Source organism: Bacillus subtilis subsp. subtilis str. 168 (assembly GCF_000009045.1).
Classification (GTDB): domain Bacteria; phylum Bacillota; class Bacilli; order Bacillales; family Bacillaceae; genus Bacillus; species Bacillus subtilis.
This window is the reverse complement of sequence record NC_000964.3, coordinates 3,785,398-3,798,279: the sequence shown is the minus strand read 5'-3', so window position 1 is coordinate 3,798,279 and position 12,882 is coordinate 3,785,398. Positions and strand designations below refer to the sequence as shown.

The window sequence follows — 12,882 nt, the reverse complement described above, 5'->3', positions numbered from 1 at the left end:
ATCCCTCCTCGAATTCCAGTATAGCAGAGGGAGCTTTTCCAGCTGGGATTGAAATGCTTTTGACTGGGGTTAATCACTATACTATAATGAGAATGTTACGCACAGGAAAACAGAGGTGAAGACCGTGTTAGACCGTTTAAAATCAATTGAAGAACGATACGAGAAATTAAATGAGCTTTTGAGCGATCCAGAAGTAGTCAACGATCCGAAAAAGCTAAGAGAATATTCAAAAGAGCAATCTGATATACAAGAAACAGTTGACGTATATAGACAATACAGAGATGCGTCAGAACAGCTGGCTGATGCAAAAGCGATGCTTGAAGAGAAGCTGGATGCTGAGATGCGCGACATGGTGAAGGAAGAGATTTCTGAACTTCAGAAGGAAACGGAAACACTGTCAGAACGGCTGAAGGTGCTCCTGATCCCGAAAGATCCTAATGACGACAAAAACGTTATCATGGAGATCCGCGGGGCTGCGGGAGGCGAGGAAGCCGCTTTATTCGCGGGCAATCTGTACAGAATGTATTCCCGTTATGCTGAGCTTCAGGGCTGGAAAACAGAGGTCATGGAAGCGAATGTAACCGGAACGGGCGGCTACAAAGAGATCATCTTTATGATTACAGGAAGCGGCGCGTATTCTAAACTCAAATATGAAAACGGCGCCCACCGCGTACAGCGTGTTCCGGAAACAGAATCAGGCGGACGCATCCATACATCCACTGCAACAGTGGCATGTCTTCCTGAGGCAGAAGAGGTAGAGGTCGACATCCATGAGAAGGATATCCGTGTCGATACATTTGCTTCAAGCGGACCGGGCGGACAAAGCGTTAACACAACAATGTCTGCGGTTCGTCTGACTCACTTGCCGACAGGTGTTGTTGTATCATGCCAGGATGAAAAATCTCAAATTAAGAACAAAGAAAAAGCAATGAAGGTTCTCCGTGCCAGAATCTATGATAAATTTCAGCAGGAAGCCCAGGCTGAATATGATCAAACACGGAAATCAGCAGTCGGATCTGGTGACCGCTCTGAACGTATCCGCACATACAACTTCCCGCAAAACCGTGTGACGGATCACAGAATCGGTTTGACGATTCAAAAGCTTGATCAGATTCTTGAAGGAAAACTTGACGAAGTGGTTGAAGCGCTGATTGTTGAAGATCAGGCAAGCAAGCTTCAGCAGTCGGAAGGTTAAGATGAAGACGATATTCGAAGCCCTGAAATGGGCTTCTTCTTATTTAACCGAAGCGGGAAGAGAAGAAAATGCGGCCGAGCTCCTATTGCTTTATGATACCGGAATGGAGAGAAGCAAGCTGCTCGCAAGCTTACAGGAACCGATTGGTGAAGACGAACTGTATCGCTTTAAGCGTCACGTTGAGATGCATAAAGAGGGCGTGCCGGTTCAATACATTATAGGAAAAGAGTTTTTTTATGGACGGGAATTTATGGTGAATGATGATGTGCTGATCCCGCGGCCGGAAACTGAAGAAGTTGTCTTTCATTTGCTTGAAAAATATCGGAGTGTTTTTTCTGAAGACGGCAAGCTCGAAGTTGTTGACGTTGGTACAGGGAGCGGCGCAATAGCCGTCACGCTTGCGCTTGAAAACCAAAGCTTTTCTGTGTCGGCGGTCGATATTTCGAAAGAGGCGCTGCAAGTCGCCTCTGCCAATGCAGAAAAACTCGGAGCGAATGTGCGCTTTTATCAGGGCGATCTGCTTGAGCCTTTTATTAAGGCGGGAAAAAAAGCGGATATCATTGTCTCAAACCCGCCATATATTTCAGAGGAAGAAATGGCTGATTTATCGGAAATTGTCCGTTTTCATGAGCCGCTGCACGCACTCACCGATGGCGGAGACGGGCTGAAATTTTATAAGCGGTTTATGGAAGACATTCCGCTTGTTATGAAGGATAAAGTATTTGTCGTTTTTGAAATCGGCTGGAAACAGGGAGCGGCGGTCAAAGACCTGATCCTCAAGGCGTTTAAGGGGGCGGAAGTGGAAGTGCTGAAAGATATTAATGGAAAAGACAGAACCATATGCGCTCTGATTCATAAAAATAAATAAGCAGCTTGCTGGCGAGTGAATGGATCAAGCTGTTTAACACCAGCAAAGGGGATGTAAACATGAAAAAGGCCCTGACAGCAGGAATCCTGCTCATTGCGATTGAGAGCATGATTGGCACCATTTTTCCGCAGGCTCTTTCATATGAAGCGATTTTTGGCGTTGCGTCTCTCGTTTTAGTGGGGCTCGCGATCATTACATCGGGTTTGGCTGTAAGCGGAAGCGATCAGCGGGCAAACTACCATTCAGAAACCAAAGAAGGCCGTACATCTCGCATGAAAATGGCGGCCGCTTTCTTTGTTGCGGCGATACCTTCCATTCTATGTTATTTACTGACGATTTTGTTTTAATAAAAAAGGAAGCCTCTTAGGCTTCCTTTTTTTGCAGTAAAACAGAATCCCATATCCAATAGATAAGAGCTGTTAATACAGCGAAAAGATAAAAGGCTGTATTTTGAAACAGAGATTGTCCCGAAGGCTGAAGCATGCCGAAAATGATCGCGTTGGCAATAAAAGCAGCGGCAAGGTAATACAGCAGATACAAAGGGCTGAAACGTTTCGGCTTTTTATTCATCATGATTTGAAGCGGCAGTGCGAAGATCAAATAAGGAAACAGAAAATAAAATGCCATTGTGATGAGAGCGGCAATGATAAATGAATGAATATAAATTACTGAATAAAGAACGGACATCGTGAATGCTGATAACAGCACTGTATAATTGTATTTCATCTTAAACCTCCTAAAACACTATCGTACCATAAATAAGATTAACAGCTTGCTAGATTTTTTTCACCCTGCACGTTTATCCCAGGCTCTCCTTGTCCATAATAGGGCTAGAAACAAAGCACGGAGAGGAACGGTGGGGACCGATGAAAAAAACAGTAATCATTTGTATATATATCTTTCTTTTATTATCCGGAGCGCTCGTAGGGCTGGCAAAAGAAGAGACGGCACAAAAATCGGAAAATCAGCCGGTGGTCATACCTGATCAGGCGATTCGTTTGAGAATACTGGCAAACAGCGATAGTGATCAAGACCAGCAATTAAAACGTCATATAAGAGACGCGGTGAATAAAGAAATCACAACTTGGGTAAAGGATATTACTTCTATTGAAGAAGCGCGTCGCGTGATTCGTTCAAAGCTGCCTGAAATCAAAGCAATTGCAAAGGAAACAATGGAGAAAGAAGGAGCGAATCAGTCGATATCCGTTGATTTTGACAAAATCTCGTTTCCGACAAAGCTTTACGGCAACATGGTATATCCCGCTGGTGAGTATGAAGCGATTTTGATTACGCTTGGAAACGGAGACGGCGCCAACTGGTGGTGTGTGCTGTTCCCGCCCCTCTGCTTTCTTGATTTTTCTAACGGGGAAGCCGTCAAAGAACAAGAAGATAAAGAAGCCTCAAAAAAGCAGACTGAAAAAGTGCTTGAGGACGTAACCGCTAAAGCGGAAAAAGCCAAAAAAGAAGAGAACGAAGAAAAAGAAGACGGCACAGAAGTGAAATTCTTTTTAGTCGAATGGATTTCCGACCTTTTTTCCTAATCATCTGGTCTAAAAATAGATTTGCCTCATAGATTGGAAGAAAGAACGCAAAAACGGGGTGAACGGATGTTTTATCAACTGCGGGTGGCAAGGGAAAAAGACGGAGATGTGCTCGAGGCATTTTTAAAACAGGCAAAAACCAGCTATGAAGGCGTGAAAGAAGGCTTCACTCAATTTCTTATGCTGGAGGACAGTGAGAAAAACATTGCCGGATGCCTCGGTATTGAAAAAATAAGCTGTGACCAGGGGCTGCTGCGATCACTTGTCATATCGGACAAGCTTCACCAAGGCCACATCGTCACGCTTTTTCAAAGCATGGAGGTGCTGTGCGAAAAGCATCAGATCAAAACCGTGTACCTAGTAGCAAATCAGCATTCCTCTGCGGACTTTCTGACGGCCATGGGTTTTGAAAGAGCTGAGAGTGTACCGGAGGAGCTGTTTTCTTCTGATCACTTCTGTGAATCGCGGCAAACAGAAGGAGCCGTTTTGATGAAAAAAGCGTCTGGATAAGTGCAGTTTATACACATACTTATCCACTTCTTTATTAGCGTTGTCCACAATTTGTGGATAACGCTTGTTTTATTACAGGACATCTTTTATACTTTCAAAAGGATTACACGCGTAAAACAATCGTTTTATTGTTGTGAATAAGGAGTTTGGTCAGAAATGAAAACGAAAAGATGGTTTGTGGATGTAACTGACGAGTTATCCACAAATGATCCACAAATTGCACAAGCAGCCGCTTTGCTCCGAGAAAATGAGGTCGTTGCCTTTCCGACAGAAACAGTATATGGCCTAGGCGCAAACGCAAAAAATACGGATGCCGTCAAAAAAATATATGAGGCGAAAGGGCGGCCGAGCGATAATCCCCTGATTGTCCACATTGCGGATATCAGCCAGCTTGAGGATTTAACGGGCCCGGCGCCGGAAAAGGCGAAAACATTGATGAAACGGTTTTGGCCGGGAGCACTTACGCTCATTCTGCCTTGCAAACCTGATGCGCTTTCACCTCGTGTAACGGCAGGTCTTGAAACGGTTGCCATTAGAATGCCGGATCATCCGCTTGCCCTTGCATTGATTCGCGAATCGGGACTGCCGATTGCAGCACCGAGCGCCAATCTATCAGGCAAGCCAAGTCCCACAAAAGCGGAGCATGTGGCTCACGACTTGGATGGCCGCATAGCCGGTATTGTGGATGGAGGCCCTACCGGAATCGGGGTCGAATCAACTGTGCTTTCATGTGCGGACGACATCCCTGTTCTCTTGCGTCCTGGCGGCATTACGAAGGAACAAATTGAAGCGGTGATCGGGCCGATCCATGTGGATAAAGGGCTCAGCGACCAAAACGAGAAGCCGATTTCTCCAGGGATGAAATATACACATTATGCGCCGACAGCGCCTCTTGCCATTTGCGAAGGCAGCCCAGAGCGCATTCAGCACCTCATTCAAGAATATCAACAGGGTGGAAGACGGGTCGGTGTCCTGACGACAGAAGAAAAAGCGGGCGTTTATTCCGCTGATTATGTGAAGAGCTGCGGAAGACGGGCTCAGCTTGAGACTGTTGCGGCAGGGCTGTATGATGCTTTGCGCAGCTTTGATGAGAATAAGGTGGATTTCATTATAGCGGAATCCTTTCCGGATACAGGTGTCGGTCTTGCTATTATGAACAGGCTGATGAAAGCCGCCGGAGGAAGAGTGATTCGCTGAAAGCAGTCAGATGTTCTAACCCTTTTTGGACACGCATAGGCTAAAAAAGCGGGGCGTGTCCAAGGGGGTTATTTATGTATGTCGGATTTGTTTATAGGCGAACTGATTACATTAAGCATCATGGCGTTTGCTTTAGGGATGGATGCTTTTTCTGTCGGCCTTGGAATGGGCATGGTCAAACTTAGAAAGAAGCAGATATTCTATATTGGTTTCATCATCGGCCTCTTTCACGTCATCATGCCTCTCGCAGGGATGGCGGCCGGTAACATGCTGTCAGGGCTCCTCGGCGTGTTAGCGGTTTATATCGGTGGGGCGCTGCTTTTTGTTCTTGGGGTTCAAATGCTTATGGCCTCTTTTAAACAGTCAGAAGAACGATTCATGTCACCGGCAGGGCCGGGCTTATTGCTGTTTGCCATCGGCGTCAGCCTTGACAGCTTTTCCGTCGGCTTGAGCTTGGGGATATACGGCTCGCATCCGCTCCTCACAATTACCCTGTTCGGGCTGTTCAGCATGATGTTGACATGGCTGGGCCTGCTGGTCGGAAAACAAGTGCAGTCATGGCTTGGCACATACAGCGAAGCGCTCGGGGGCATCATATTAATCGTGTTTGGATTAAAGCTGCTTTTGCCAATTTAATATACCAATAAAAGAAACGAAGTCGCCGTTTCTTTTTTCTTCATATATAATAGAGAAAAATAAGGGGTGACTGACATGGATATTATTTTTGTCTGTACTGGAAATACGTGCCGCAGCCCAATGGCTGAGGCGCTTTTTAAATCAATTGCAGAAAGGGAAGGGCTGAATGTCAATGTCCGCTCGGCAGGCGTGTTTGCTTCACCTAATGGGAAAGCGACGCCTCATGCAGTCGAAGCGCTGTTTGAAAAACACATTGCCCTTAATCATGTGTCTTCTCCATTAACTGAAGAACTTATGGAATCGGCTGATTTGGTTCTGGCTATGACCCATCAGCACAAACAGATCATTGCCAGCCAATTTGGACGTTATCGTGATAAAGTGTTTACGTTAAAAGAATATGTCACAGGCAGCCATGGTGATGTCCTCGATCCGTTCGGCGGCTCAATTGACATCTATAAACAAACGCGAGATGAGCTTGAAGAGCTTCTTCGGCAGCTGGCAAAACAGCTGAAAAAAGACCGTAGATAAGTTGTCAGAAAATCTGCAAACAGGTCATTTGCAAATCCTGCGTGAAGGAGTAGAATATAGTGAAAAGCACATCATATGGTGTGAATCAAAGAGCGGACAGGCTGCGCGGTCAATAAAGCGGGCGGGCCGCATCACACACGCTGGGAGGAAAAGCAGATGAAAGTAGCCATTGCATCGGATCATGGCGGCGTTCACATTCGAAATGAAATCAAAGAGTTAATGGACGAATTGCAAATTGAATATATTGATATGGGCTGTGACTGCGGCAGCGGCTCTGTCGATTATCCGGATTATGCTTTTCCGGTGGCCGAAAAAGTGGTTAGCGGCGAAGTTGACAGAGGCATTTTAATTTGCGGGACAGGCATCGGCATGAGCATTTCCGCTAATAAAGTAAAAGGGATTCGCTGCGCGCTGGCGCACGATACCTTCAGCGCGAAGGCGACGAGGGAGCATAATGACACAAACATCCTTGCGATGGGTGAACGGGTGATCGGACCTGGTTTGGCTCGGGAAATCGCAAAAATCTGGCTGACTACTGAGTTTACCGGGGGAAGACACCAAACGCGTATTGGAAAAATCTCCGATTATGAAGAGAAAAACCTGTAGGGGTGCTGTTTAATGAATGAGTTGAAACAAACGTGGAAGACGATGCTGTCTGAGTTTCAGGACCAAGCGGAATTGAAACAAGATCAGCTCTTCGTCCTTGGATGCAGCACGAGCGAAGTGGCCGGCAGCCGGATCGGCACATCGGGCAGTGTAGATATCGCTGAAAGCATCTACAGCGGACTTGCTGAGCTCCGGGAAAAAACGGGAATCCATCTGGCGTTTCAATGCTGCGAGCATTTAAACAGAGCGCTTGTCGTCGAAGCAGAAACAGCCAAGCTGTTCAGGCTTCCAACCGTTTCTGCCGTGCCCGTTCCAAAAGCGGGCGGAGCGATGGCGTCTTATGCGTTTAAGCAGATGAAGTCTCCTGTTCTTGTTGAAACCATTCAGGCTGACGCCGGAATTGATATAGGCGATACGTTTATCGGCATGCATCTGAAACCGGTGGCTGTCCCTGTGCGTGTCTCTCAAAACAGCCTCGGTTCAGCTCATGTGACATTGGCGCGTACACGGCCGAAACTAATCGGCGGAGTGCGGGCGGTTTATGAGTGCGAATGAAAGGACTGCATAGCCAGTCTTTTCTTTTATTTTAAGATAGTGAAATAAATTCCGAACTTTAAATTAAATTTAAGTTATTAATATTCGTTTTTACCAATAAAAATTTAGATTTTTTAAAAATAATCTTTTACATCGGCCTTAAAAACCATGTACAATAGTGATGGTAAAAACAAAGAACAGGATACGGATAGGAGAGGATCTCGCTGATGAAACATTTACCTGCGCAAGACGAACAAGTGTTTAACGCCATTAAAAATGAGCGTGAACGCCAACAGACTAAGATCGAATTGATTGCTTCTGAGAACTTTGTAAGTGAAGCGGTTATGGAAGCACAAGGATCTGTTTTGACAAATAAGTACGCAGAAGGATATCCGGGCAAACGCTACTACGGCGGATGCGAGCACGTCGATGTCGTTGAAGATATCGCCCGTGACCGCGCGAAGGAAATCTTTGGAGCGGAGCATGTAAACGTTCAGCCTCATTCAGGCGCACAAGCAAACATGGCAGTGTACTTCACGATTTTGGAGCAAGGCGATACTGTACTTGGGATGAACCTCTCCCACGGCGGCCATTTAACACACGGAAGCCCAGTCAACTTCAGCGGTGTTCAATATAACTTTGTTGAGTACGGCGTAGATAAAGAAACTCAATATATTGATTACGATGACGTGCGTGAAAAAGCCCTCGCTCATAAACCGAAGCTTATCGTAGCAGGAGCAAGTGCGTATCCTCGTACAATCGACTTTAAGAAATTCCGTGAAATTGCTGATGAAGTCGGCGCTTACTTCATGGTGGATATGGCACATATCGCAGGACTTGTTGCGGCAGGCCTTCATCCAAACCCGGTTCCTTACGCTGATTTCGTTACAACAACAACACATAAAACACTTCGCGGTCCTCGCGGCGGTATGATCCTTTGCCGTGAAGAGTTTGGCAAGAAAATTGATAAATCGATCTTCCCTGGAATTCAAGGCGGCCCTCTGATGCACGTTATTGCCGCAAAAGCTGTTTCATTCGGTGAAGTATTGCAGGACGATTTCAAAACATATGCACAAAACGTCATTTCAAACGCGAAACGTCTGGCTGAAGCCTTAACGAAAGAGGGCATCCAGCTCGTTTCAGGCGGAACAGACAACCACCTTATCCTTGTTGACCTTCGTTCGCTCGGACTGACTGGTAAGGTTGCGGAGCATGTACTTGATGAAATTGGTATTACGTCTAACAAAAACGCGATTCCATATGATCCTGAAAAACCTTTCGTAACAAGCGGCATCCGTCTTGGTACAGCTGCTGTAACCAGCCGCGGTTTTGACGGAGACGCATTAGAAGAAGTCGGTGCTATCATTGCGCTTGCATTGAAAAACCACGAAGATGAAGGAAAACTTGAAGAAGCAAGACAGCGTGTAGCTGCTCTGACTGATAAATTTCCTTTATATAAAGAATTAGATTATTAAGATCCTAAAACCCGCTTGGGCTTATGCCCGGCGGGTTTTTTGACGATGTTCTTGAAACTCAATGTCTTTTTTTGTAGAATCAATAGAAGTGTGTAATTGTTGATGGGACAATAAAAAAGGAGCTGAAACACAGTATGGGAAAGGTTTATGTATTTGATCATCCTTTAATTCAGCACAAGCTGACATATATACGGAATGAAAATACAGGTACGAAGGATTTTAGAGAGTTAGTAGATGAAGTGGCTACACTCATGGCATTTGAAATTACCCGCGATCTTCCTCTGGAAGAAGTGGATATCAATACACCGGTTCAGGCTGCGAAATCGAAAGTCATCTCAGGGAAAAAACTCGGAGTGGTTCCTATCCTCAGAGCAGGATTGGGAATGGTTGACGGCATTTTAAAGCTGATTCCTGCGGCAAAAGTGGGACATGTCGGCCTTTACCGTGATCCAGAAACCTTAAAACCCGTGGAATACTATGTCAAGCTTCCTTCTGATGTGGAAGAGCGTGAATTCATCGTGGTTGACCCGATGCTCGCTACAGGCGGTTCCGCAGTTGAAGCCATTCACAGCCTTAAAAAACGCGGTGCGAAAAATATCCGTTTCATGTGTCTTGTAGCAGCGCCGGAGGGTGTGGAAGAATTGCAGAAGCATCATTCGGACGTTGATATTTACATTGCGGCGCTAGATGAAAAATTAAATGAAAAAGGATATATTGTTCCAGGTCTCGGAGATGCGGGTGACCGCATGTTTGGAACAAAATAAAAAATGAAATCCCCAAAAGGGGGTTTCATTTTTTTATCCAGTTTTTTGCTATTCGGTGAATCTGTATACAATTATAGGTGAAAATGTGAACATTCTGTGGAGACGTAAAGTATAAAAAGTTTTTTAACTTTAAACAGATTGACACATGTTAGGGGCTATTGTATGCTAAACGAGGGTATTATGAGAAGGTTTTCATAGCTTTCATTATAGTCCTCATCCTCAATGTAAATCCTCTCAGCAAACCCGTATTATGAGGATTTATTTAAGCGAATGAAACAGCATCCCTGCAAGGCTTGCGGATGAATGATTTTTTCGAACAGGCCCGTTTTGCCGGTCAAAAAAGGTCTTCTACTAAGGGTTAACCGCTGATTTTTGCCGTATCCAAGCTATACATTATTTTTTCATCAGGAGACAGATAATTGATGGACGATCCCAAGCTTACATTTAGCAGACAACGCAAATATTTATTGTTCATTTTGGCAGTGTATGTACTGGGTTATGGTTTAACAGCGTATAAAACCGTTTTTTTAGGCCTTATTCTGGGAACTGTTTTCAGTTTGTTTAATTTTTTACTGCTCGTCAGAAGAATGAATGCTTTTGACAGAGCTGTAGAGAAAGGAAAGTCCATACGATCTCTCGGGAGCGCAGCGCGGTGGTGCAATGCGATTCTTGCTGTGGCTGTTGCCTATAAAAATCCCGAATACTTTCATATGGCAAGTACAGTTATTGGATTAATGACAATATACCCTGTCATTATGATAGATTCCTTTATCCAGCTTAAACGTTCATCAATGGAAGAGAGGTGAAAACCCTTTGAATCATGGTTACAGAACTATAGAATTTCTAGGTCTTACTTTTAATCTGACAAACATTCTGATGATTACTGTGGCGAGTGTGATTGTTTTATTGATTGCTATATTGACGACAAGAACGCTTTCGATCCGTCCCGGAAAAGCCCAGAACTTTATGGAATGGATTGTTGATTTCGTCCGCAATATTATTGGCAGTACAATGGATTTAAAAACAGGGGCTAACTTCTTGGCACTTGGTGTCACATTGCTGATGTACATATTTGTGTCGAATATGCTGGGGCTGCCGTTCTCTATTACAATCGGACATGAGCTCTGGTGGAAGTCTCCGACAGCCGATCCTGCCATTACATTAACGCTAGCCGTGATGGTTGTTGCTTTAACCCACTACTATGGTGTGAAGATGAAAGGGCTCAAGGAATATTCCAAAGACTATTTAAGACCTGTTCCATTCATGCTCCCGATGAAAATCATCGAAGAGTTTGCGAATACGCTGACTCTAGGTTTGCGGCTGTATGGTAACATCTTCGCCGGTGAGATTCTTCTCGGCCTGCTTGCGGGATTAGCAACAAGCCATTATTCGCAAAGCGTGGCTCTCGGTCTTGTCGGTACAATCGGTGCCATTCTGCCGATGCTGGCATGGCAAGCATTCAGTTTATTTATTGGTGCTATCCAGGCATTTATCTTTACAATGCTGACGATGGTGTACATGTCTCATAAAATCAGTCATGATCATTAAAACATTATATCCAAACGGATAACATTTTAAAGGAGGAACTTTTTCATGAATTTAATAGCAGCTGCGATTGCAATTGGTTTAGGCGCACTTGGTGCAGGTATTGGTAACGGTTTGATTGTTTCACGTACGGTAGAGGGGATTGCCCGTCAGCCGGAAGCAGGTAAAGAACTGAGAACTCTTATGTTCATGGGTATCGCATTAGTTGAAGCCCTTCCTATTATCGCTGTCGTTATCGCATTCTTAGCGTTCTTTGGCTAAGCATAAAAGCCTTATATGAACTAAAAATGGCGAAGATCATTCCAAGAGAACCTTCGCCATTGCTTTATGTCTGATAAGCATCCCGCCTTGCCGGCTGAAAAGAGACAAGTGCGGCTGCTGGATCAGCAAAGAAAAACCTGCAGAAGGGAGTTGCCGTAGTAGATGTCTCAATTACCACTTGAACTAGGATTGTCGTTTAACGGCGGAGATATCCTGTTCCAACTGTTAGCTATGTTAATCTTATTAGCGCTTCTGAAGAAATACGCTTTAGGGCCGCTATTAAACATAATGAAACAGCGTGAAGACCACATCGCTGGAGAAATTACGTCTGCTGAAGAAAAAAATAAAGAAGCGCAGCAGCTGATTGAAGAGCAGCGCGTTCTTTTAAAAGAAGCAAGACAGGAATCCCAAACTCTTATCGAAAACGCAAAGAAACTGGGAGAGAAGCAAAAAGAAGAGATTATTCAGGCTGCACGTGCAGAATCTGAACGTCTGAAAGAAGCAGCAAGAACTGAAATCGTGAAGGAAAAGGAACAGGCGGTTTCTGCTCTCCGTGAGCAAGTAGCGTCTCTTTCTGTCATGATTGCGTCGAAAGTGATCGAAAAAGAACTGGATGAACAAGCGCAAGAGAAATTGATCCAGGACTATCTTAAAGAGGTAGGAGAAAGCCGATGAGTGGATCAGCTGTCTCTAAACGATATGCATCAGCTCTTTTTGATATAGCCAATGAGTCCGCTCAGCTGAATCAAGTAGAAGAAGAGCTAATTGTTGTAAAACAAGTATTTCAAAATGAAAAAGCGCTTAATGATGTGTTGAACCATCCGAAGGTGCCGGCTGCGAAGAAAAAAGAGCTGATTCAAAATGCATTTGGCTCTTTGTCACAGTCCGTACTCAATACGATTTTTCTTTTGATTGACCGCCATCGTGCCGCGATTGTCCCTGAGCTCACAGATGAGTTTATCAAACTCGCAAATGTGGCCCGTCAAACAGAAGACGCAATCGTATATTCAGTGAAACCGCTGACGGATGCAGAAATGTTACCATTATCACAAGTGTTTGCAAAAAAAGCCGGAGTCGCTTCACTGAGAATCAGAAATGAAGTGCAGACGGATTTAATAGGCGGTATTAAAGTCCGCATTGGAAACCGGATTTATGACGGCAGCGTAAGCGGGAAGCTTCAGCGCATTGAACGTCAATTAGCCGGGGAAAATCGATAGAAGGG

General features: G+C 44.8%; 18 protein-coding genes. 17 read left to right on the top strand and 1 reads right to left on the bottom strand.

The window, feature by feature from the left end; translation table 11 throughout:
• Nucleotides 1–124: 124 nt before the first annotated feature.
• Genes prfA through ywkF form a run of 3 tightly spaced genes read left to right on the top strand, consistent with a single transcriptional unit; the run spans nt 125 to nt 2,410 of the window.
• A complete protein-coding gene (prfA, locus tag BSU_37010) occupies nt 125–1,195 on the top strand; it encodes a peptide chain release factor 1 (protein NP_391582.1) in 1,071 nt (356 codons plus the stop codon).
• 1 nt (nt 1,196) lies between these two features.
• Nucleotides 1,197–2,063 carry a glutamine methylase of release factor 1 (and perhaps others) at a GGQ site gene (prmC, locus tag BSU_37000; protein NP_391581.1) on the top strand — a complete coding sequence of 289 codons (867 nt, stop codon included), beginning with the start codon at nt 1,197–1,199 and terminating at the stop codon, nt 2,061–2,063.
• Between the two features lie 59 nt (nt 2,064–2,122).
• The gene (gene ywkF, locus BSU_36990; protein ID NP_391580.1) at nt 2,123–2,410 is read left to right on the top strand and encodes a hypothetical protein; all 288 of its coding nucleotides are present in this window, start codon (nt 2,123–2,125) and stop codon (nt 2,408–2,410) included.
• Nucleotides 2,411–2,426: 16 nt separating this feature from the next.
• Here the strand turns inward: ywkF and ywlA are convergent, their stop codons facing one another.
• The gene (ywlA, locus tag BSU_36980) at nt 2,427–2,789 is read right to left on the bottom strand and encodes a putative integral inner membrane protein (protein ID NP_391579.1); all 363 of its coding nucleotides are present in this window, start codon (nt 2,787–2,789) and stop codon (nt 2,427–2,429) included.
• Nucleotides 2,790–2,929: 140 nt separating this feature from the next.
• Between ywlA and spoIIR the strand changes: the two genes are divergently transcribed.
• From spoIIR to atpH, 14 genes are all read left to right on the top strand, one after another.
• Nucleotides 2,930–3,604 (top strand): regulator signal of pro-sigma(E) spoIIGA endopeptidase (stage II sporulation), encoded by a 675-nt coding sequence (spoIIR, locus tag BSU_36970; RefSeq protein ID NP_391578.1) that lies wholly within the window; start codon nt 2,930–2,932, stop codon nt 3,602–3,604.
• Between the two features lie 66 nt (nt 3,605–3,670).
• Entirely contained in the window at nt 3,671–4,114 is a 444-nt protein-coding gene (ywlB, locus tag BSU_36960) for a hypothetical protein (protein ID NP_391577.1), read from the top strand.
• Between the two features lie 156 nt (nt 4,115–4,270).
• Complete coding sequence (gene tsaC / locus BSU_36950) at nt 4,271–5,311, top strand: tRNA(NNU) t(6)A37 threonylcarbamoyladenosine modification; threonine-dependent ADP-forming ATPase (protein ID NP_391576.1); 1,041 nt, start codon at nt 4,271–4,273, stop codon at nt 5,309–5,311.
• A gap of 78 nt (nt 5,312–5,389) precedes the next feature.
• Nucleotides 5,390–5,947, top strand: coding sequence for a manganese efflux pump (gene mntP, locus BSU_36940; RefSeq protein NP_391575.1), 558 nt, complete (start codon nt 5,390–5,392; stop codon nt 5,945–5,947).
• Nucleotides 5,948–6,022: 75 nt separating this feature from the next.
• On the top strand, nt 6,023–6,475 hold the full coding sequence (gene prpB / locus BSU_36930) for a protein-arginine(tyrosine moonlighting) phosphatase (oxidative stress) (protein NP_391574.1): 453 nt from the start codon (nt 6,023–6,025) through the stop codon (nt 6,473–6,475).
• A 156-nt stretch (nt 6,476–6,631) separates the two neighbouring features.
• The gene (gene rpiB / locus BSU_36920; RefSeq protein ID NP_391573.1) at nt 6,632–7,081 is read left to right on the top strand and encodes a D-ribose 5-phosphate epimerase (promiscuous); all 450 of its coding nucleotides are present in this window, start codon (nt 6,632–6,634) and stop codon (nt 7,079–7,081) included.
• 12 nt (nt 7,082–7,093) lie between these two features.
• Entirely contained in the window at nt 7,094–7,636 is a 543-nt protein-coding gene (gene ywlG / locus BSU_36910; RefSeq protein NP_391572.1) for a hypothetical protein, read from the top strand.
• Between the two features lie 206 nt (nt 7,637–7,842).
• A complete protein-coding gene (gene glyA / locus BSU_36900; RefSeq protein NP_391571.1) occupies nt 7,843–9,090 on the top strand; it encodes a serine hydroxymethyltransferase in 1,248 nt (415 codons plus the stop codon).
• Nucleotides 9,091–9,224: 134 nt separating this feature from the next.
• Entirely contained in the window at nt 9,225–9,854 is a 630-nt protein-coding gene (upp, locus tag BSU_36890; RefSeq protein ID NP_391570.1) for a uracil phosphoribosyltransferase, read from the top strand.
• A 422-nt stretch (nt 9,855–10,276) separates the two neighbouring features.
• Nucleotides 10,277–10,660, top strand: coding sequence for an ATP synthase (subunit i) (gene atpI, locus BSU_36880; RefSeq protein NP_391569.1), 384 nt, complete (start codon nt 10,277–10,279; stop codon nt 10,658–10,660).
• Nucleotides 10,661–10,667: 7 nt separating this feature from the next.
• Nucleotides 10,668–11,402: an ATP synthase (subunit a, component F0) gene (atpB, locus tag BSU_36870; protein NP_391568.1), complete on the top strand. Its 735-nt coding sequence runs from the start codon at nt 10,668–10,670 to the stop codon at nt 11,400–11,402.
• Between the two features lie 45 nt (nt 11,403–11,447).
• On the top strand, nt 11,448–11,660 hold the full coding sequence (gene atpE / locus BSU_36860; RefSeq protein NP_391567.1) for an ATP synthase (subunit c, component F0): 213 nt from the start codon (nt 11,448–11,450) through the stop codon (nt 11,658–11,660).
• Between the two features lie 162 nt (nt 11,661–11,822).
• Nucleotides 11,823–12,335 (top strand): ATP synthase (subunit b, component F0), encoded by a 513-nt coding sequence (gene atpF, locus BSU_36850; protein ID NP_391566.1) that lies wholly within the window; start codon nt 11,823–11,825, stop codon nt 12,333–12,335.
• Nucleotides 12,332–12,877 carry an ATP synthase (subunit delta, component F1) gene (atpH, locus tag BSU_36840; protein ID NP_391565.1) on the top strand — a complete coding sequence of 182 codons (546 nt, stop codon included), beginning with the start codon at nt 12,332–12,334 and terminating at the stop codon, nt 12,875–12,877. The genes atpF and atpH overlap by 4 nt, the downstream gene beginning before the upstream one ends.
• Nucleotides 12,878–12,882 lie beyond the last annotated feature (5 nt).

Excerpts from the sequence above, each read along its gene's own strand:
- ywlB (NP_391577.1), top strand. The coding sequence starts at position 3,671 with ATGTTTTATCAACTGCGGGTGGCAAGGGAAAAAGACGGAGATGTGCTC.
- atpE (NP_391567.1), top strand. The coding sequence starts at position 11,448 with ATGAATTTAATAGCAGCTGCGATTGCAATTGGTTTAGGCGCACTTGGT.
- prpB (NP_391574.1), top strand. The coding sequence starts at position 6,023 with ATGGATATTATTTTTGTCTGTACTGGAAATACGTGCCGCAGCCCAATG.
- ywlA (NP_391579.1), bottom strand. The coding sequence starts at position 2,789 with ATGAAATACAATTATACAGTGCTGTTATCAGCATTCACGATGTCCGTT.
- ywkF (NP_391580.1), top strand. The coding sequence starts at position 2,123 with ATGAAAAAGGCCCTGACAGCAGGAATCCTGCTCATTGCGATTGAGAGC.
- prmC (NP_391581.1), top strand. The coding sequence starts at position 1,197 with ATGAAGACGATATTCGAAGCCCTGAAATGGGCTTCTTCTTATTTAACC.
- atpI (NP_391569.1), top strand. The coding sequence starts at position 10,277 with ATGGACGATCCCAAGCTTACATTTAGCAGACAACGCAAATATTTATTG.
- tsaC (NP_391576.1), top strand. The coding sequence starts at position 4,271 with ATGAAAACGAAAAGATGGTTTGTGGATGTAACTGACGAGTTATCCACA.
- spoIIR (NP_391578.1), top strand. The coding sequence starts at position 2,930 with ATGAAAAAAACAGTAATCATTTGTATATATATCTTTCTTTTATTATCC.
- upp (NP_391570.1), top strand. The coding sequence starts at position 9,225 with ATGGGAAAGGTTTATGTATTTGATCATCCTTTAATTCAGCACAAGCTG.
- rpiB (NP_391573.1), top strand. The coding sequence starts at position 6,632 with ATGAAAGTAGCCATTGCATCGGATCATGGCGGCGTTCACATTCGAAAT.
- glyA (NP_391571.1), top strand. The coding sequence starts at position 7,843 with ATGAAACATTTACCTGCGCAAGACGAACAAGTGTTTAACGCCATTAAA.
- atpF (NP_391566.1), top strand. The coding sequence starts at position 11,823 with ATGTCTCAATTACCACTTGAACTAGGATTGTCGTTTAACGGCGGAGAT.
- ywlG (NP_391572.1), top strand. The coding sequence starts at position 7,094 with ATGAATGAGTTGAAACAAACGTGGAAGACGATGCTGTCTGAGTTTCAG.
- atpH (NP_391565.1), top strand. The coding sequence starts at position 12,332 with ATGAGTGGATCAGCTGTCTCTAAACGATATGCATCAGCTCTTTTTGAT.
- mntP (NP_391575.1), top strand. The coding sequence starts at position 5,390 with ATGTCGGATTTGTTTATAGGCGAACTGATTACATTAAGCATCATGGCG.